Consider the following 17,686-nt stretch of genomic DNA (forward strand, 5'->3'; position numbering starts at 1 on the left):
CCTCATTGTGCGATGCAAGGCGGCCCGCGGCGGGCAGGGATGGCCCTGAGGTCCGGGGATATTTTCGGGTTCCGGGCGCCTGAGACACCCCCCCGCACCAGGGTTTCGGGGGCCCATTGGCCAGCCCCGGCCCCGGTCGCGCGACAATCCGGGGTTACGGCCAAAAAAGGGCCACCCCCTGACGGCCGGAAATTCCAGCACTTGACAACCTGCATCTACGGAAGAAGCGCATGAGCACGAAGCAACCCACCATCGTCTACACCCTGACCGACGAGGCGCCCCTGCTGGCGACCTACGCATTCCTGCCCATCATCCGCGCCTTCGCGAATCCGGCCGGGATCAACGTCGAAACCAGCGACATCTCCGTGGCGGCCCGCATCCTGGGCGAGTTCCCCGAACTGCTGAGCGACGACCAGAAAGTGCCGGACAACCTCGCCGAGCTGGGCAAGCTGACCCTCAAGCCCGAAGCCAACATCATCAAGCTGCCCAACATCAGCGCCTCGGTGGCCCAGCTCAAGTCGGCCATCAAGGAACTGCAGGGCAAGGGCTACAAGATCCCCGACTACCCCGAAAACCCGACCACGGACGAGGAAAAGGACATCCGCGCGCGCTACAACAAGTGCACCGGCAGCGCCGTGAACCCCGTGCTGCGCGAAGGCAACTCCGACCGCCGCGCGCCCAAGGCGGTGAAGGAATACGCCCGCAAGAACCCGCACAGCATGGCCGACTGGAGCCAGGCCTCGCGCTCGCACGTCTCGCACATGCACGGCGGCGACTTCTACCACGGCGAGAAGTCCATGACCCTGGACCGCGCGCGCAACGTCAAGATGGAGCTCATCACCAAGAGCGGCAAGACCATCGTGCTCAAGCCCAAGGTCGCGCTGCTGGACCGCGAGGTCATCGACTCCATGTTCATGAGCAAGAAGGCCCTGCTCGAGTTCTACGAGAAGGAGATCGAGGACGCGCACAAGACCGGCGTGATGTTCTCGCTGCACGTCAAGGCCACCATGATGAAGGTCTCGCACCCCATCGTGTTCGGCCACTGCGTGAAGATCTTCTACAAGGAAGCCTTCGAGAAGCACGGCAAGCTGTTCGACGAGCTGGGCATCAACGTCAACAACGGCATGGTCGACCTCTACAACAAGATCGCCACCCTGCCCCAGAGCACCCAGGACGAGATCAAGCGCGACCTGCACGCCTGCCACGAGCACCGCCCCGAGCTGGCCATGGTCGACTCGGCCAAGGGCATCACCAACTTCCACTCGCCCAACGACGTGATCGTGGACGCTTCCATGCCCGCGATGATCCGCAACGGCGGCAAGATGTGGGGCGCCGACGGCCGCCTGAAGGACGTGAAGGCCGTGATGCCCGAATCGACCTTCGCCCGCATCTACCAGGAGATGATCAACTTCTGCAAGTGGCACGGCGCCTTCGACCCCAAGACCATGGGCACCGTGCCCAACGTCGGCCTGATGGCGCAGAAGGCCGAGGAATACGGCTCGCACGACAAGACCTTCGAGATCCCCGAGGACGGCGTCGCCAACATCACCGACCTGGACACCGGCGAAGTGCTGATGAGCGAGGACGTGGAGCAGGGCGACATCTGGCGCATGTGCCAGGTCAAGGACGCCGCGATCCGCGACTGGGTCAAGCTGGCCGTCACGCGCGCGCGCAACTCCGGCATGCCGGTCGTGTTCTGGCTCGACGCCTACCGCCCGCACGAGGCCCAGCTGATCACCAAGGTCAAGATGTACCTGCACGAGCACAACACCTCGGGCCTGGACATCCAGATCATGAGCCAGGTGCGCGCCATGCGCTACACGCTGGAACGCGTGGTCCGCGGCCTCGACACCATCAGCGCCACCGGCAACATCCTGCGCGACTACCTGACCGACCTGTTCCCGATCATGGAACTGGGCACCTCGGCCAAGATGCTGTCGATCGTGCCGCTGATGGCCGGCGGCGGCCTCTACGAGACCGGCGCGGGCGGCTCGGCCCCCAAGCACGTGCAGCAGCTGGTGGAAGAGAACCACCTGCGCTGGGATTCGCTCGGCGAGTTCCTCGCGCTGGCCGTGAGCCTGGAGGACCTGGGGATCAAGACCGGCAACCAGAAGGCCAAGATCCTCGCCAAGACCCTGGACACCGCCACCGGCAAGCTGCTCGACAACAACAAGAACCCCTCGCCCAAGACCGGCCAGCTCGACAACCGCGGCAGCCAGTTCTATCTGGCGATGTACTGGGCGCAGGAACTGGCCGCGCAGACCGACGACAAGGAGCTGCAGGCCGCCTTCGTCAAGCTGGCCGACACCCTCGCCGCCAACGAGCAGAAGATCGTCGAGGAACTCGCCGCCGTGCAGGGCAAGGCCGTGGACATCGGCGGCTACTACCTCGCCGACAAGGTGAAGTTCGAGGCCGTGATGCGTCCGAGCGCCACGCTCAACGCGGCGCTGGCCTCGGCCCAGGGCTGATCGGCATCGCGCGGGTGGCGGCAGCCATGAAGCCCTCCTGGCTCGCGATGCTCCCCGCCGTGCTGGCCTTGGCCGGCGCGGCGGGCAGCGCGCACGCGGCCGAGGACTGCGAGGCCCTGCGCACCCGCATCGAGTCGAAGATCGCCGCCGCCGGCGTGGCGCGCTTCACCGTGGCCGTCGTCGATGCCAACGCGTCGACGAGCGGGCAGGTGGTGGGCAGCTGCGAGCTGGGCAGCAGGAAGATCGTCTATGAGAGGGACGTCGGTACTGGCGCGGGTTCTGCGCCGGGACCGGGCTCGGCTTCCGTGGGGGAGCCGATGCTGACCGAGTGCAGGGATGGGACTGTGTCGATGGGTGGGGATTGCAAGTAGCCTCGGATCGAAGGGTCAGGGTGACCACGAGCATCGAGAAGAATCTTTCAGCAGCCGTTGCCTAGCGATTCGCTTGCTTGGCGATTCACTTCCATAGACAAAGAAGCCCGCTTCGCTACACGAATGCCAGGCGATTTCTTCACCGTCGCGTCCCCACCGTAACGCACAATTCACTCGCCAAAACAAGTGGAGTGAAGGATGCCGAATCTTCGTTTGCGCCAATTCGCTGGCGCGGTCTTTTTGTTCTCTCTTTTGGGCTCGGCCGCCGCGCTGACTTGGCCCAATGGAGCGAAGAGCGCAATCAGTCTTTCGCATGACGATGGCTGGCCGTCGCAGTTGACCCAGGCCACCACCATGGAGAACTACGGTTTCCGCGGGACCTTCTACCTGACGCCGGGAGGACTCCCGGTGGTGGCCGCCAACGCAACCTCGTGGCGCAGCGTCTTTCAAAGAGGCCACGAGGTCGGCAATCACTCCTACTCTCACTGGGGGAGCGCGACCTTGGCGACCAAGTCCTGGGTGGATGTGGCCACGGATGTCGGTACCAACGAACAGTGGCTGCTGACGAACATCTACTCCAACACGCCGGTCGACCACACCTACGCATACCCGGAAGGCAACTACATCGTCGGCCCTCAGAGCAGTTCCCAGCACAGGCAAGTCGGAGCATGCGAGTACGCGGCGCTGCTGTCGGCCGTCTTGACCGGCGCCACCATCGCCGGATCCGGCGAGAACGATCCCAATAACGTTGCGCAACGACGCTTCTTCATTAGCCGACTCCCCATTTCCGGAGACGATGCCACCGCCTTCAATACCGCGAAAGCAGCCATCGACAACGGCATCGCCAAGGGAACCTGGACGGTCCTGGTCTTCCACTCGCTGGGAGACTCCGGCGACGGCAATGCGATCAGCCAGTCGGCCTACCAGCAGATCGTGAACTACATCTATACGAAGGGCAGCAATCTTTGGGTACAGCCGGTTGTCACCATCAAGAACTACGTCCTCGCGAACACTCCGTCGAACGCCTGGAACTGCTTGCTGCCCTGATCGCCGGCTCCTCATCGATCGGCGGCATCTTCACGAAGGGGATGCCGTCGCATCGGCCCGGACCGCGTCGAAACAAATGACGTTCACGGGTTCGCGCCGGCCTGCGCTGGTCCGGCGCACGACAAAATCGTCGACCTTCGGCATCGAGGTTCATGCCGCGCATGGCGACCCGAACCAGGTGGCAATGGCCTCGACAAGGCCCTCCCGCGTACCCGACCCCACCCACGCCACATAGCCATCCGGCCGGATCAGCACGGCCCCGGGCGCGCCCACCTCTCCAACGACCGGCAGTTCCCATTTGCCATCGAAGCTGGCTTCAACCAGCCGAAGCCTGTCCCCCGGCCTTCCGGTGTCCCAGTCACGGAGAGCTCCGAGATCGAGCAACAGCGGCCGCGCCGCATGCATCAGCTCGAAGACCCACCTCTTGGTGCCCCCAACCACCACCTCCAGATCCGGCATCCTCCTCCCCACCAAAGGATGCCCCTCCCCCAAGTCATACCGAATATCCAGCCCCGACATCATCCCCGCGAAGCGCTTGCGCGGCTCCTCCATCCGAAGCAGTTCCGACACGCTCTCCGCCAGCGCCTTGCTGCGACCGTCCTGCCGCCGCAGCGCGACCTGCGCCAGCGAATTGCGCAGCACCAGCGCCCCCACCGGATGCCGCTCCGCCGGATAGCTGTCGAGCAGGCTGTCCGGCGAGATCCCATTCACCACTTGCGCCAGCTTCCACCCGAGGTTGAATGCATCCTGCACGCCGAGATTGAGCCCCTGCCCACCCGCCGGGTAGTGCACATGCGCCGCATCTCCGGCCAACAGCACGCGCCCCTTGCGATAGCTGGCCGCCTGCCGCGCCATGTCCGTGAATCGCGAGATATGAAGCGGGCTGTGTACGCCGAAGTCGGTGCCGTAATGCGCGATCAGGCCTCCGCTCAGATCGCGCAGCGTGGGCTGGTCCGCGTGCCCCACTTCGCGCTCCGTCACCATGATCCGCACGGTCTTCCCGTCGTCCATGCGGCTCAGGCCGTGGGTGCCGATCGCGTCGTGCCGCATGCCCCACACGGGCTCCTCGGCGACCTCCGCTTCGGCGAGGATGTGGCTGATCGTGGCATCCCATCCCGGAAACTCGATCCCCGCCGCCTTCCGGATCACGCTGCGCCCACCATCGCAACCGACCAGGTATTGCGCACGCAGCGTCTGGCCGTCGCGCAAATGGACGTCGACACCGGCCTCGTCCTGATCGAAGCCGACCACCTCGCGCTCCCGATACGTGGTCACGCCCAGTTCGGCAATCCATCCCGCAAGAATGCGCTCGATGTGCTTCTGCCACAGCGCCAGTCCGTAGTTGTGCCGCGTCGGGAAATCGCTGATGTCGAGCCGGTTGAGGCCGAACGCGGCCACCTGGGCGGTCTGCCCCTCGGCCAGGAACCGGTCGACGATGCCGCGCTGGTCGAAGATCTCGAGAGTGCGCGCATGCAGGCCGCCGGCGCGCGATCCTTCGATATCCTGGTTCGAGCGCCGCTCGAGGATCGCGACATCGACGCCGGCCAGCGCCAGTTCGCCCGCGAGCATCATGCCGGTGGGGCCCGCGCCCGCGATCAGCACCGCGTGGCCGGACGGCTTCGTTTCGCTCATTCCCATGTCCCTCCTCGTGTTTCGACCCGCGCCGCATCGCGCCATCCGCCCGGCGTCACCCCATGCAGCCGCACGAATGCCCGCTGCAACGCATCCACCGACCGAAACCCGCTGCGGCTCGCGATCCGTTCCTGCGTCCACCCGGTCTGCCGCAGCAACTGCGCCGCCGCCGCCACGCGCGTGCGCTCGACGAAGCGCGCGGGCGTGCACCCGGTCTCGGCCGCGAAGGCGCGCGCGAAGTTGCGCGGGCTCATGCCCACGCGTTCGGCCAGCACCTCGACTGCAAGCTCTTCCTGCGGATGGGTGCCGATCCATGCGACCAGTTCGCGCAGCCGATGGCTCGCGCTGGCCTGCGCCTGCAGCGCCGGGGTGAGCTGCGGCTGCTCGCCGCCGCGCAGCATCGGCAGCGCCAGGGTGCGCGCGATGTCCATCGAGACCTCGTGGCCCAGGTCGTCCTCGACCAGCGCGAGCGCGAGCTCGATGCCGGTGACCACACCCGCCGAAGTCCAGACCTTGCCGTCGCGCACGTAGATGCGCTGCTGCCGCACGCGCACCTGCGGACGCAGTTCCTGCAGCATCTCGCACACGCGCCAGTGGGTGGTGGCCTCGCGCCCGTCGAGCAGGCCGGCCGCGGCGAGCGCGAAGGCGCCGCTGCACACGCTCGCGATGCGGCGCACGCGCGGCGCGGCCTGGGCGATCCAGTCGCCGATGCGCTGCTCGAGGATGGCGTGGCGCACGGCGGGTTCGTCGCCGCCGGCCACGATCAGGGTGTCGATGGCGGCGGGCAATGCATCCAGGCTGCAAGTGCCACCCAGTTGCAGACCGCTGTTGGTCGACACGGTGCCGCCACCCGGCGAGGCGATCAGCACCTCGTAGCTGCCGGGTCGCAATTGCTCGGCCTTGCTGAACACGCTGGCGGGGCCCGCGACGTCGATGGCCTCGACGCCGTCGAACGCGACCAGCACGACGGTGCTGGCAGGAACCGCGGCTTCTTCGTCCTTGTGGGTGGGGGTCGGCATTCCTAAGCTCGGTGCATCGAGGTCATGAAGGGGATTCTCCATGTGGAACGGGCTGCGTGCGCTGCTGTGCGCGAGTATGGCGGCGATCGGGTTGGCGGGATGCGGCACGGGCACGCGCGATGCGGCGGTGCCGCCCGCGGCGCACGACGAGGCGGCGCTCGCGCGCGACCGGCAGGCTTTCGTCGAGGCCATGAAGCCGCGCCGGCCCGGCCGGCCGGTGATCGCCATGCTGGCGCTCAACGAGGGCACCGAGCTCACCGACCTGCTGCTGCCGCACGCGGTGCTGCAGCGCGCCGACGTGGCCGATGTGCGCGTGGTGGCGCCGCGGGCGGGCCGGGTCACGCTGTTCCCGGCGCTGCAGGTCGAGGGGGCGCAGGACTTCGCCAGCTTCGGGCGCGCCCATCCCGCGGGCGCCGACTACGTGATCGTGCCCGCGATGGAGCCGGCCGATGCGCCCGCGGTGAGGGCCTGGCTGCAACAACAGGCCAGCCGAGGCGCGCGCGTGATCGGCGTGTGCTCGGGCGCGCTCGTGCTCGCGCAGGCCGGCCTGCTCGACGGCCGACGCTTTGCCGGCCACTGGTACGACCGCGGCACGCTGCGCCAGCGGCCCGGCGCCACGCATGTGCCGGACCGGCGCTACCTGGTCGATCGCGACGTGGCGACGACCACCGGTATCACGGCCTCGGTGCCCGCGACGCTCGCGCTGGTCGAGGCGATCGGCGGTCCCGCGAAGGCCGCGGCGATGGCGGCCGAACTCGGCGTGGACGGCTGGGGCCCGGCGCATGCGAGCGCGCCCTTCGGGCTCACGACCGGCCGCGGCGCCGAGTACCTGTTCAACAAGGCCGCGTTCTGGCGCGGCGAGCGCCGCCGGCTCGAGGTGCGCGATGGTGCCGACGACATCGCGCTCGCGCTGGCCACCGATGCGTGGACGCGCACGGGGCATGTCGATGTCGAGGCGGTCTCGTCCTCGGGCCCGGTGAAGCTGCGCAGCGGTCTCGTGTTGGTGGCTGGCCCCGCCACGCGCGAGGCAAAGCCCCTGCCGCTGGTGGCCGCGCTGAAGCCTGTGCAGCAGCTCGACCGCACGCTGTGCGAGATCGCGGGCCGCTACGGCAACGCGCGGCGCGACTGGGTGATGCAGGAGATGGAGTACCCACGCACGGCGGCGAACACCGCCTGCGCGTCCTGATCAGCCGGCGTCGGCGGCGATGAAGTTACGCCCGCGCGCACCGACCAGCGCCTGCAGGATGCGTTCGCTCCAGTCCGCCTCGGGAATGCCATAGCTCAGCGGATCGACGCTCACGCCCAGCCCCTCCAAGAAGGCGCTCAGCGACGCGACGGCCTGGCCGATGTCGGGCGCATCGAAGACCGACAGCAGCAACGCATCGAGCGCCGGATCGCGCCCGGCCGCGAGCTGCATGATGCGCGGCAGGCTGAACGAACACGCGATGCCGTGCGGCACGCCATGCCGCAGCGTGATGTCGTAGGACAGCGAATGCGCGAGCGCGGTGCGCGTGTTGGAGAACGCCAGGCCGGCCTGCAACGCGGCAGTGGCCAGGCGCTCGCGCAGCTCGGGCCGGTCGGGCCGTGCCAGCAGTTCGGGCAGCGTGGCGACGATGCTGCGCGCCGCGCTCACGGCCAGGCTTGCCGACACCGGGTTGCGGTGCACGTTCCACAGCGACTCGAGCGCATGCGACAGCGCATCGAGGCCGCTGGCCAGGGTGGCCGCATGCGGCAGGCTCAACATCAGGTCGGCATCGACGATGGCGGCCTCGGGCCAGGTCCACGGCAGTTGCAGCGACAGCTTGCGCGCGCGCGCCTGGTCCCACACGGTGGCCCAGGGCGTGACTTCGCTGCCGGTACCGGCGGTGGTGGGAATGGCCAGCAGCTGCCGGTGCCGCCGGACCGAGGCCGGCGCGCTGTCCGCGCCTTCGAGCAGCGCGAGCAGTTCGTCGAAGCGCCCGGCCGCGGGGCGCGTGAGCATCACCTTCGCGCAGTCGATCACGCTGCCGCCGCCGAGCGCGATGACGCAGTCGACCTCGGCATGCTCGCGCCACAGCCGTTCGTACATCGGCGCCAGCCAGGCCACGTCGGGGTTCGGCAGCACCTCGGTCTCGACGGCCGCCAGACGCTCGCCCAGCAGGCCGCGGATGCGATCGACGAGGCCGAGGCCGACCGCCTCGGGGAAGGCGATCAGGATCGCGCGGCGTGCGCCGAGCAGTCTAGGCAGCGCATCGAGCGAGCCGCAGCCGGCATGCACGTCGACGGGGTTGTAGTAGGTCCACATGATGGGTTCGGGAAAGCGGGCGCCGCGGCCGCGTCGTGCAGCCGGGCGCTCAAGAGAAAGGATCCGCGCGGCCTTCAGTGCCGGCCGCTGTGCTGGATGCGGTGGCGCAATTGGCTCGAGAGCAGGTCGGCCACGATCACCATCACGGTGATCACGATGATGCAGGTGGCGGTCTCCTGGTAGCGGAACAGCTTGAGGCTGCTCACCAGCTCGAAGCCCAGCCCGCCCGCGCCCACCATGCCCAGCACGGTGGCCGAGCGCAGGTTCACCTCGAAGCGGTACAGCACCACGGCGATCCAGGCCGTGACGACCTGCGGCAGCACGCCGAACACGATCACCTGCAGCGGCCGCGCACCCGTGGCGCGCAGGGCCTCGAGCGGTCCCTGGTCGATCTCCTCGATGGCATCGGCGAAGAACTTGCCGAGCATGCCCGCGCCATGCAGCGCGAGCGCCAGCACGCCGGGGAACGGACCGAGCCCCACGGCCGACACGAACACCAGCGCGAGGATCAGCTCGTTGATGCTGCGCACCACGTTGAGGGCCTGGCGCGTGCACTGGTAGACCCAGCGCCGGCTCTGCAGGTTGCGCGCCGCCAGGAAGGACAGCGGAATCGCGGGCAGCACCGCCAGCAGCGTGCCCCAGACGGCGATCTGGATGGTCTCGAGCGCGGGCGCGACCAGGCGGCTCAGGATGTTGGTGTCGGGCGGCATGGTGCGGCCCAGGAAATCGAGGATCTGCGGCAGGCCCGCCGCCAGTTCGGACCAGCTCAGTTGCGCGCCGCCGGCGCTCCACTGCAATGCCCAGCCGACCACGCACAGGCCGATCAGCAGGTTGAACCAGCCGCGGCGGCTCTCGGGCAGCGGGCCGGTCCAGGCGTATCGGGTCGAGGGGGTGTTCATGCGTGTCCTTCGGTGCGTGCAAAGAGCGGCAGCGGCACGGCCTGCGCGGCGGGCTCCTTGTGGTCGACCGCGGGCTGCGGCACGTAGATGCGGTCGATGTCCTCGGGCCCCATGGCCTGCGGCGCGCCGTCGAACACGACGCGGCCCTGCGAGAGGCCGACGATGCGGTCGGCGAACTCGCGCGCGTAGTCGACCTGGTGCAGGTTGCACAGCACGGTGATGCCGAGGTCGCGCGAGGCATCGCGCAGGTACTGCAGCACCTTGCGCGAGGTCTGCGGGTCGAGGCTCGCGACCGGCTCGTCGGCGAGGATCAGCCGCGGCTGCTGCGCGAGCGCGCGCGCGATGCCCACACGCTGCATCTGGCCACCCGACAGCGAATCGGTGCGCGCATGGGCCTTGTGCGCGAGTCCCACGCGGCCCAGGCATTCGTGCGCCAGCGCGATGTCGGCGCGGCTGAAGAAATGCAGCACCGAGGCCAGGGTCGACACCGCGCCGAGCCGCCCCGTGAGCACGTTCTTCAGCGCGCTGAGCCGCGGCACCACGTTGTGGTGCTGGAAGATCATCGCCACGCGCTGGCGCAGCGCGCGCGTGTCGGCGCAGTTCACGGCGTCCATGCCGTCGACCCTGAGCTCGCCGCCGTCGGCCAGCGCCAGCCGGTTCACGCAGCGCAGCAGGGTCGACTTGCCGGCCCCCGATTCGCCGAGCACCACCACGAACTCGCCCGCCGCGGCATCGAGGTCCACACCGCGCAGCACGGCGTTGTCGCCATAGCGCTTGGTGAGCTGCCGGATGCGGATCACTTCATGCTCCGCAGGTCGAGCTTGAGCACCTTGGCGGTGTCGCGCACCACGTTGTAGGCCGCGTCGGTGGTGGGCTGGAAGCCGTTGAGCACGCCCTGGTCGCCCCACGGCAGGTCCTTCACGTTGGCCAGTGCCTTCGCGATCTTCGCCTTCAGCGCCGGATCGAGGTCCTTGCGCCAGACCATCGGCGACTCGGGGATCGGGCTCGACGACCAGACGATCTCGAGCTCGTCCTGCTTGACCTGACCCTTGGCGATGGCGCTCGCGAGGATGCGGTCGGCCACGGCGGCGGCGTCGACCTTCTTGTTGGCCACGGCCAGGATGCTGGCGTCGTGCGAGCCCGAGAAGATCACGCGGCCGAAGAAGGTCTCGGGGTCATGGCCGGCCTGCAGCAGGCCCGACTTGGGGAACAGGTGGCCCGAGGCCGAGGTCGGGTCGACGAAGGCGAAGCTGCGGCCCTTGAGGTCGGCGGTCCTGGCGATGCCGCTGTCCTTGCGCGCGATGATCACGCTCTTGTAGGAGCTCTGGCCGGTCTTCTTCGTCACGGCCACCGCGAAGGCTTCCACGTCCGCGACCTGGTTCGCGAGCACGTACGAGAACGGGCCGAGGTAGGCCACGTCGAGCTTCTTCGAGCGCAGCGCCTCGATCACGCCGTTGTAGTCGGTCGCCACGAAGGGCTTGACCGGCATGCCGAGCTGCTGCTGCAGGCTGTCGAGCACCTGGCGGCTGCTCTCGATCATGGCCTGCGAGTCCTCGGCCGGGATCAGCCCGATGGTGAGGGGCTGCGCGGCCAGGGCCGGCAGGGCGGCGACCGCGGAAACTGCCGAAAGGGCCAGGGCGATCAGGCTGCGGCGCAGGCGGAGAAGGGTGTTCATGGTGGTGTCTGGGATGGAAAAAAAGGGACTGGAAGGGACCGGAACGGCAGGCATCGGCCTGCGACTACCCCAAGGCTAAGAACGCCATGTGACAGCCGCATATCAGATCGATCACGGATTTGTCACGATTCCATTCAAACAATCTATGGATGTCCGCCGCCAAACTCCGCGCCTTCCTCGCCGTCGCCCAGCACGGCAGCTTCAGCGCCGCCGCGCGTGCCGTGGGCCTGAGCCAGCCCACGCTCACCACCCAGGTCCAGGCGCTGGAGCGCCAGCACAAGGTCATGCTGTTCCACCGCCAGGGCCACCGCATCGAGCTCACCAGCGTCGGCGAGCGCCTGCTGCCCATCGCGCGCCAGATCGCGGCGCTCGAGCTCGATTCGTACAACCTGCTGCACGACAGCGGCGACCTGCAGTCGGGCGAGCTCAAGCTCGGCGCGGTCGGTCCCTTCCACGTGATCGAGATGGTCGACGCCTATCGCCGGCGCTATCCGCGGCTCGACGTCTCGATCCGCATGGGCAATTCGTCGTCGGTGTTCAAGGACCTCGAGGAGTACGCGGTCGACATCGGCGTGCTCGCGCGCTTCCACGAGGCGCCGGGTTTCAGCGCGACGCCCTATGCGCGCCATGCGCTGATCCTGTTCGTGCACCGCGACCATCCGTTCGCCAGGCGCGGCGAGATCCGGCTCGAGGAATTGCACGGCCAGCCCATGCTGCAGCGCGAGAGCGGTTCCAGCACGCGGCGCGCGCTCGACGAGGCCTTCGCGCGCGCGGGCGTCCGGCCCAGGCTCGCGATGGAGATCGGCAGCCGCGAGGCGATCCGCGAAGCGGCCGCGCGCGGCATCGGCATCGGCGCGGTCTCCGAGGCCGAGTTCATTCCCGACGCGCGCCTGCGCACCGTGCGCATCGAGGGCGATCCCGCGGTGACGCAGACCTACCTCTACTGCCTGCAGGTGCGACGCGACAGCCGCGTGCTCGCCTCTTTCTTCGACGTGGCGCTGAAGCTGCGCAAGGGGGAGTTCGAAGGCGCGACATGACAGCCGGCCCCCGCGAACCTTTGCATCCATATGCGAACGACGGCTAAGCATCCCTGAAAGCCTTCGTTGGCCCGCCACCGGCGGCCACCTTAGTCTGCGTCGATCCTCTTTCAGCAAGGACCCCGCAGATGAACGACCGACTCCAGCGCGTGCATGCCTCGCGCTCGGCCGCCGTGAAGGCCGGCCTCGACCACCCGGTGATCGACACCGACGTGCACGTCAACGACTTCGCGCCGGTGCTCGAGGACTACGTGGCGCAGTACGGCGGCAACAAGCTGGTCGACGCGCTGCGCAAGGCGCTCGGCGGGCGCTTCGTCACGCGCAACGGCGGCGGCAAGGACTGGTACCAGCAGTCGGCCGAGGAACGCCAGCTCCACCGCACGCTGCGCGCGCCCTGGTGGGCCCGCGTCACGCGCAACACCTACGACCTCGCGACCTACACCCTGCCCGCGCTGCTGCACGAGCGCCTGGGCGAACAGGGCTCCGACTACTCGATCCTGTTCCCCAACGACGTGCTCTCGCCGGCCGCGGCCGGCAGCGAATACCGCCAGCCGCTGCACCGCGCCATCAACCACTTCCACGCCGACCAGTACCGGCCCTACGCCGACCGGCTGACGCCGGTGGCGGGCATACCGCTGCACTCGCCGCAAGAGGGCATCGAGGAGCTGGAGTTCGCGGTCAAGACGCTGGGCCTGAAGGTCATCAACATCGCGGGCGGTGTGCGCCGCCCGATCCGCGCCATCGCAGAGAAGTACCCGGCCGCCGAGCATCCAGAGATCGCCAAGCAGGTCGGCTACATCGACTTCTACGGCATCGACAGCGAGCACGACTACGACCCCTTCTGGGCCAAGGTGGTGGAACTCGGCGTGCCGGTGACCACGCACTACGGCAGCCAGGGCTGGACCGGCCGGCAGTCGATCAGCAACTACATGAACAACCACATCGGCCACTTCGCCGACGGCTCGCAGGCCTTCGCCAAGGCGCTGTTCTTCGGCGGCGTGACGCGGCGCTTCCCGGGGCTGCGGGTGGGCCTGCTCGAAGGCGGCGCGGACTGGGGTTCTCACGTCTACACGCACCTGGTGGACCGCTGGGAGAAACGCAACCGGCATGCGGTACGCAACTACGACCCGGCCGAGGCCGACATCGAGCTGCTGGCCTCGCTGTTCGAGCGTCATGGCGGCGACCTGCTCAAGGGCCGCACGCTCGACAAGGCCACGCTGCTGCGCGACAGCCTGGGCATCTCGGCGCTGCCGCACAGCCGCGAACCGAACGAGAGCGAGATCGACGACTTCGCGCTCGCGGGCATCGAAAAGGTCGAGGACATCCGCGACCGCTGGGTGAACAACTTCTACTTCGGCTCGGAAGCCGACGACCGCACCGTGGCCGCGGCCTTCAACGACAAGGTGAACCCGCTGGGCGTGAAGATCAACGCGATCTGGTCGTCCGACGTGGGCCACTGGGACGTGCCCGAGTTCACCGAGCCGCTGGCCGAAACCTGGGACCTGGTGCAGCAGGGCGTGATCTCGGCGGCCGACTTCCGGGCCTTCGTGTTCGAGAACCCGCACCGCTTCTACACCGAGGCCAATCCGCGCTTCTTCGAAGGCACCGAGGTCGGCCGCAAGCTGGCCGCGAAGAAAGGCACGCCATGAAGCCGATGCGGCATCTCCTGCGCTGGACCGCGCTGCTGGCCACCGCCCTCGCGGCCTCGGCGCAGGCCGCGCCCGACACCATCCGCATCGGTGTGGCCACGGCGGGCGGCGGCGATCCCGTCACCTGGGGCGGTTCGCCCGGCGGCGTGGCGCGCGCCAACAACTGGCTCGAGGAAGAGTTCAAGGCCTCGGGCATCAAGGTCGAGTGGCTGTTCTTCAAGGGCGCGGGCCCGGCCGTGAACGAGGCGCTGTCGAACAAGCAGATCGACTTCGCCTACCAGGGCGACCTGCCCTCGATCGTCGGGCGCTCGAACGGCCTCAAGACCAAGGTGCTGCTGGTCAGCGGCGCGCGCAACAACCTCTACCTGGTCACGCCGACGCAGTCGGCCATCCAGTCGATCAAGGACCTCAAGGGCCGCACGGTGTCGATCTTCCGCGGCACCAACGGCCACCTGGTCGCGATCAACGTGCTGGCGGCCGAAGGCCTGGCCGAGCGCGACATCAAGGGCGTGAACCTCGACACCGGCAGCGCGCAGGCGGCGCTGGTCTCGAACGGCGTGGACGCGGCCTTCGGCGGCTACGAATGGTTCAAAGTGCGCGACCAGGGGCTCGCGAAGGTGGTCTATTCCACCCAGGGCCGCGATCCGGCGCTCACGCGCCAGGCCGCGCTGCTGGTGCGCAGCGAGTTCGAGCAGGCCAACCCCGCCGAGGTGCAGCGCGTGGTCGACGTGTTCGTGCGTGCCGCCCACTGGTCGTCGGAGGAGAAGAACCGCGACGATCTGTTCCGCATCTGGGCCCGCAGCGGCACGCCGGTCGCCTCGTGGACCGCCGAGTTCGACAAGCAGCCGCTGGCGCAGCGCAACTCGCCGCTGGCCGACGACTTCATCGTGGCGCGCTACAAGGCCGTGGTCGGCGACGCGCTCAAGCTCAAGCTGATCCGCCGCGAGGTCACGGTCGACGACTGGTTCGACACGCGCTACCTCAAGGCCGCGCTCAAGAAGCAGGGCCTCGAGGGCTACTGGAGTGCCTCGGACGCGAAGGGTCAGCCGAAGGGCGGGCCCGCGGTCGCGTCGCGATGAGCGCCGAAGCCGAACTGTCGGCGGTCCTGCAGCGCGACGCGGTCACGCCCCTTCGCCTGTCCTTGCCGTGGCGCCGCCTCGGCGACGCCGCCCTGCCCTGGCTGCTGCCCGCCGCATTGCTCGCGCTGTGGTTCGTGGGTGCTGGCCAGGGCTGGATCTCGCCGCAGGTGCTGCCGCCGCCCGAGTTCGTGGCCGAGACGCTGCGCGACCTCGCGACCAGCGGTGACCTCTGGCTGCACGTGAGCACCAGTTTCGCGCGCGTGGGCGTGGGCTTCGCGATCGGCACGCTGCTGGGGCTGCTGCTGGGCACGGCCATGGGCCTGTCGCGCCGCGTCGAGGCCTACCTGCTGCCGAGCTTCAATGCGCTGGTGCAGATCCCGGTGCTGGCCTGGCTGCCCTTCGTGCTGCTGATCGTGGGCATCGGCGAGCCGCTCAAGTACATCCTGATCGCCAAGGCGGCGCTGGTGCCGGTGGCGCTCAACACGCTGCAGGGCTTCCGGCAGACGCCGCAGTCGCTGCGCGAGGTCGGCGAGGTCTATGGCTACAGCCGGCGCCAGCAGGTGCTGGAGATCGTGCTGCCGCATGCCGTGCCCACGCTGTTCACGGGCGTGCGGCTGGGCTTCACCAAGGCCTGGCTGTCGCTGGTGGTGGTCGAGCTGGTCGCTTCGAGCGAGGGGCTGGGCTACCTGATCGTCTATGGCCGCCAGTTGTTCCAGCTCGACCTGGTGATGGCCGCGGTGGTGATCGTGGGCGCGATCGGCTGGGCCATCGACCGCCTGCTCGAGCGGCTCGAGAACACGCTGCACCGGCACCGCCCGGGCGGTGCCGCGCGATGAGCGGGCCCGCCTCGCTGTCGCGCGACGCGGCCGAACTGGCCGCGGTGCAGCCGCTGCGGCCCGTCGATCGCAGCCGCTGGCGCGGCCTGGTGCTGCCCGCCGTGGCGATCGCGCTGTGGGCGCTGCTGTCGTGGCTCGACGTGGTGAACTCGGCGCTGCTGGTCTCGCCGCAGAAGGTGCTCGCGACCGCCGCCGACCAGATCCTCAGCGGCCGCCTGTGGCGCGCGCTCGGCGCCAGCCTCGCGCGCGAGGCCACGGGCTTCCTGATCGGCACCGCCTCGGGCCTGGTGCTCGGCGCGCTGCTGGGCCTGTGGCCGCTGTTCGACCGTATCGTCGGCCCGAGCTTCAACACCTTCAAGCAGATCTCGCTGTTCGCGTGGATTCCGCTGATCTCGGTCTGGTTCGGCCTCGGCGACGTGGCCAAGGTGGTGTTCCTCTCGCTGGCCGCGCTGGTGCCGGTGGTGGTCAACACCTGCGACGGCATCCGCACCGTGCCGCCCGCGCTGCTCGAGGTGGCGCGCGTCTACGGCTTCACGCGCTGGCAGACGCTCGCGCAGGTGGTGCTGCCGGCCGCGCTGCCCGCCATCTTCACGGGCGTGTACCTCGCGCTCATCTATTCCTGGCTCGCGACCATCGGCGCCGAATACCTGCTGGTCGCCGGCAAGGGCATCGGTAACACGCTGATCGAGGGCAGCGAGCATTTCCAGATGGACCTGGTGATCTTCGGCATGTTCGTCATCGGCCTCGTCGGCTGGCTGATGAATGCCTCGGCGCGCGCGCTCGAACGCCGGCTGGCGCGCTGGACCGGCCGGGCCTGACACCTCTTCTTCTTCGCACCATGAGCACCTCCATCGCATCGAACGAACTCGACATCCGCGGCCTCGGCAAGCGCTACGCGCAGGCGCAGGCGCGCGGCGGCGAACTGCAGGTGCTCGAGAACATCGACCTGCACGTGCCGCCGGGCAGCTTCACCAGCATCGTGGGCGCGAGCGGCTGCGGCAAGTCGACGCTGCTGCGGCTGGTCCTCGGGCTCGACGACCAGTACGAGGGCCAGATCCTGCTGGGCGGCCAGCCGATCGCGGGCACCGGCCGCGAGCGCGGCATCGTGTTCCAGGACCACCGGCTGTTCCCGTGGCTCACGGTCGAGCAGAACATCGCGGTGGGACTGCGCAACGCGCCGCTCGGCGCGAAGCGGAAGGCCGAGCTGGTGGCCGAGCACGTGGCGCTGGTCGGCCTCGGCGGTTTCGAGAAATCGTGGCCGCACCAGATCTCGGGCGGCATGGCGCAGCGCGTGGCCATCGCGCGCGGCCTGGTCAACCGGCCGCGCGTGCTGCTGCTCGACGAGCCCTTCGGCGCGCTCGATGCCCTCACGCGCGCGCGGCTGCAGATCGAGCTGCAGCGCATCTGGCAGAAGGAGCGCATCACCATGCTGCTGGTGACGCACGACGTGGAGGAAGCCGTGTTCCTCGGCGACCGCGTGGTGGTGATGCAGCCATCGCCGGGGCGCATCCGCCGCACCGTGGCGGTGGACCTGCCGCATCCGCGCAACCGCAGCGATCCGGCGTTCATCCGGTTGCGCGACGACGTGCTGGGCGATTTCGTCGATGCCGGAATCGACGAGCGCCGCGCGCCACCGCGCGGCGGCGAACCCGGCGAACCACGGCCCTCGCGATTGCAGCTCGCATGGTGA

General features: G+C 68.8%; 16 protein-coding genes. 10 read left to right on the plus strand and 6 right to left on the minus strand.

Annotated features, from left to right (window positions below):
• Positions 1–230 precede the first annotated feature (230 nt).
• The 3 genes from KV106_RS03115 (at position 231) to KV106_RS03125 (ending at position 3,886) form a co-directional block, all read left to right on the plus strand.
• Entirely contained in the window at positions 231–2,468 is a 2,238-nt protein-coding gene (locus KV106_RS03115) for an NADP-dependent isocitrate dehydrogenase (protein WP_057593503.1), read from the plus strand.
• A gap of 26 nt (positions 2,469–2,494) precedes the next feature.
• The gene (locus tag KV106_RS03120; protein ID WP_261206042.1) at positions 2,495–2,839 is read left to right on the plus strand and encodes a DUF1161 domain-containing protein; all 345 of its coding nucleotides are present in this window, start codon (positions 2,495–2,497) and stop codon (positions 2,837–2,839) included.
• A 198-nt stretch (positions 2,840–3,037) separates the two neighbouring features.
• Positions 3,038–3,886, plus strand: a complete 849-nt coding sequence (locus tag KV106_RS03125) for a polysaccharide deacetylase family protein (protein ID WP_261206043.1) — start codon at positions 3,038–3,040, stop codon at positions 3,884–3,886.
• Positions 3,887–4,036: 150 nt separating this feature from the next.
• On the opposite strand, the gene KV106_RS03130 is transcribed toward KV106_RS03125, so the two are convergent.
• Entirely contained in the window at positions 4,037–5,518 is a 1,482-nt protein-coding gene (locus KV106_RS03130) for an FAD-dependent monooxygenase (protein ID WP_261206044.1), read from the minus strand.
• Positions 5,515–6,537 carry a GlxA family transcriptional regulator gene (locus KV106_RS03135; RefSeq protein ID WP_261206045.1) on the minus strand — a complete coding sequence of 341 codons (1,023 nt, stop codon included), beginning with the start codon at positions 6,535–6,537 and terminating at the stop codon, positions 5,515–5,517. Before KV106_RS03135 ends, KV106_RS03130 begins: the two co-directional genes overlap by 4 nt.
• Before the next feature lie 40 nt (positions 6,538–6,577).
• Here KV106_RS03135 and KV106_RS03140 point away from each other — a divergent pair, with 40 nt between their 5' ends.
• Positions 6,578–7,723 carry a DJ-1/PfpI family protein gene (locus KV106_RS03140; RefSeq protein WP_261206046.1) on the plus strand — a complete coding sequence of 382 codons (1,146 nt, stop codon included), beginning with the start codon at positions 6,578–6,580 and terminating at the stop codon, positions 7,721–7,723.
• Here the strand turns inward: KV106_RS03140 and psrA are convergent, their stop codons facing one another.
• The 4 genes from psrA to phnD all read right to left on the minus strand — a co-directional run bounded on the left by psrA (position 7,724) and on the right by phnD (position 11,395).
• Positions 7,724–8,821 carry an iron-containing alcohol dehydrogenase PsrA gene (psrA, locus tag KV106_RS03145; RefSeq protein WP_261206047.1) on the minus strand — a complete coding sequence of 366 codons (1,098 nt, stop codon included), beginning with the start codon at positions 8,819–8,821 and terminating at the stop codon, positions 7,724–7,726.
• A 74-nt stretch (positions 8,822–8,895) separates the two neighbouring features.
• Positions 8,896–9,720 carry a phosphonate ABC transporter, permease protein PhnE gene (gene phnE, locus KV106_RS03150; RefSeq protein WP_203206793.1) on the minus strand — a complete coding sequence of 275 codons (825 nt, stop codon included), beginning with the start codon at positions 9,718–9,720 and terminating at the stop codon, positions 8,896–8,898.
• On the minus strand, positions 9,717–10,520 hold the full coding sequence (gene phnC, locus KV106_RS03155) for a phosphonate ABC transporter ATP-binding protein (RefSeq protein ID WP_261206048.1): 804 nt from the start codon (positions 10,518–10,520) through the stop codon (positions 9,717–9,719). The genes phnE and phnC overlap by 4 nt, the downstream gene beginning before the upstream one ends.
• Positions 10,517–11,395: a phosphonate ABC transporter substrate-binding protein gene (gene phnD, locus KV106_RS03160; RefSeq protein WP_261206049.1), complete on the minus strand. Its 879-nt coding sequence runs from the start codon at positions 11,393–11,395 to the stop codon at positions 10,517–10,519. Before phnD ends, phnC begins: the two co-directional genes overlap by 4 nt.
• Positions 11,396–11,544: 149 nt before the next feature.
• Here phnD and KV106_RS03165 point away from each other — a divergent pair, with 149 nt between their 5' ends.
• The 6 genes from KV106_RS03165 to KV106_RS03190 all read left to right on the plus strand — a co-directional run bounded on the left by KV106_RS03165 (position 11,545) and on the right by KV106_RS03190 (position 17,686).
• Complete coding sequence (locus KV106_RS03165; protein ID WP_261206050.1) at positions 11,545–12,432, plus strand: LysR substrate-binding domain-containing protein; 888 nt, start codon at positions 11,545–11,547, stop codon at positions 12,430–12,432.
• Between the two features lie 128 nt (positions 12,433–12,560).
• Complete coding sequence (locus KV106_RS03170; protein WP_261206052.1) at positions 12,561–14,081, plus strand: amidohydrolase family protein; 1,521 nt, start codon at positions 12,561–12,563, stop codon at positions 14,079–14,081.
• Positions 14,078–15,160: an ABC transporter substrate-binding protein gene (locus tag KV106_RS03175; protein WP_261206054.1), complete on the plus strand. Its 1,083-nt coding sequence runs from the start codon at positions 14,078–14,080 to the stop codon at positions 15,158–15,160. Before KV106_RS03170 ends, KV106_RS03175 begins: the two co-directional genes overlap by 4 nt.
• Positions 15,157–15,996, plus strand: a complete 840-nt coding sequence (locus tag KV106_RS03180; RefSeq protein WP_261206056.1) for an ABC transporter permease — start codon at positions 15,157–15,159, stop codon at positions 15,994–15,996. The genes KV106_RS03175 and KV106_RS03180 overlap by 4 nt, the downstream gene beginning before the upstream one ends.
• The gene (locus KV106_RS03185; RefSeq protein ID WP_261206058.1) at positions 15,993–16,814 is read left to right on the plus strand and encodes an ABC transporter permease; all 822 of its coding nucleotides are present in this window, start codon (positions 15,993–15,995) and stop codon (positions 16,812–16,814) included. The genes KV106_RS03180 and KV106_RS03185 overlap by 4 nt, the downstream gene beginning before the upstream one ends.
• Before the next feature lie 20 nt (positions 16,815–16,834).
• A complete protein-coding gene (locus KV106_RS03190) occupies positions 16,835–17,686 on the plus strand; it encodes an ABC transporter ATP-binding protein (protein ID WP_261206059.1) in 852 nt (283 codons plus the stop codon).

The sequence above is a fragment of the Variovorax endophyticus genome (assembly GCF_025376855.1).
GTDB lineage: Bacteria > Pseudomonadota > Gammaproteobacteria > Burkholderiales > Burkholderiaceae_C > Variovorax.

Bases quoted from the DNA above. Each gene is read 5' to 3' on its own strand.
- phnE (WP_203206793.1), bottom strand. From the start codon at position 9,720: ATGAACACCCCCTCGACCCGATACGCCTGGACCGGCCCGCTGCCCGAG.
- KV106_RS03185 (WP_261206058.1), top strand. From the start codon at position 15,993: ATGAGCGGGCCCGCCTCGCTGTCGCGCGACGCGGCCGAACTGGCCGCG.
- KV106_RS03165 (WP_261206050.1), top strand. From the start codon at position 11,545: ATGTCCGCCGCCAAACTCCGCGCCTTCCTCGCCGTCGCCCAGCACGGC.
- psrA (WP_261206047.1), bottom strand. From the start codon at position 8,821: ATGTGGACCTACTACAACCCCGTCGACGTGCATGCCGGCTGCGGCTCG.
- KV106_RS03190 (WP_261206059.1), top strand. From the start codon at position 16,835: ATGAGCACCTCCATCGCATCGAACGAACTCGACATCCGCGGCCTCGGC.
- KV106_RS03135 (WP_261206045.1), bottom strand. From the start codon at position 6,537: ATGCCGACCCCCACCCACAAGGACGAAGAAGCCGCGGTTCCTGCCAGC.
- KV106_RS03120 (WP_261206042.1), top strand. From the start codon at position 2,495: ATGAAGCCCTCCTGGCTCGCGATGCTCCCCGCCGTGCTGGCCTTGGCC.
- KV106_RS03175 (WP_261206054.1), top strand. From the start codon at position 14,078: ATGAAGCCGATGCGGCATCTCCTGCGCTGGACCGCGCTGCTGGCCACC.
- KV106_RS03180 (WP_261206056.1), top strand. From the start codon at position 15,157: ATGAGCGCCGAAGCCGAACTGTCGGCGGTCCTGCAGCGCGACGCGGTC.
- KV106_RS03140 (WP_261206046.1), top strand. From the start codon at position 6,578: ATGTGGAACGGGCTGCGTGCGCTGCTGTGCGCGAGTATGGCGGCGATC.
- KV106_RS03125 (WP_261206043.1), top strand. From the start codon at position 3,038: ATGCCGAATCTTCGTTTGCGCCAATTCGCTGGCGCGGTCTTTTTGTTC.
- KV106_RS03170 (WP_261206052.1), top strand. From the start codon at position 12,561: ATGAACGACCGACTCCAGCGCGTGCATGCCTCGCGCTCGGCCGCCGTG.
- phnD (WP_261206049.1), bottom strand. From the start codon at position 11,395: ATGAACACCCTTCTCCGCCTGCGCCGCAGCCTGATCGCCCTGGCCCTT.
- KV106_RS03130 (WP_261206044.1), bottom strand. From the start codon at position 5,518: ATGAGCGAAACGAAGCCGTCCGGCCACGCGGTGCTGATCGCGGGCGCG.
- KV106_RS03115 (WP_057593503.1), top strand. From the start codon at position 231: ATGAGCACGAAGCAACCCACCATCGTCTACACCCTGACCGACGAGGCG.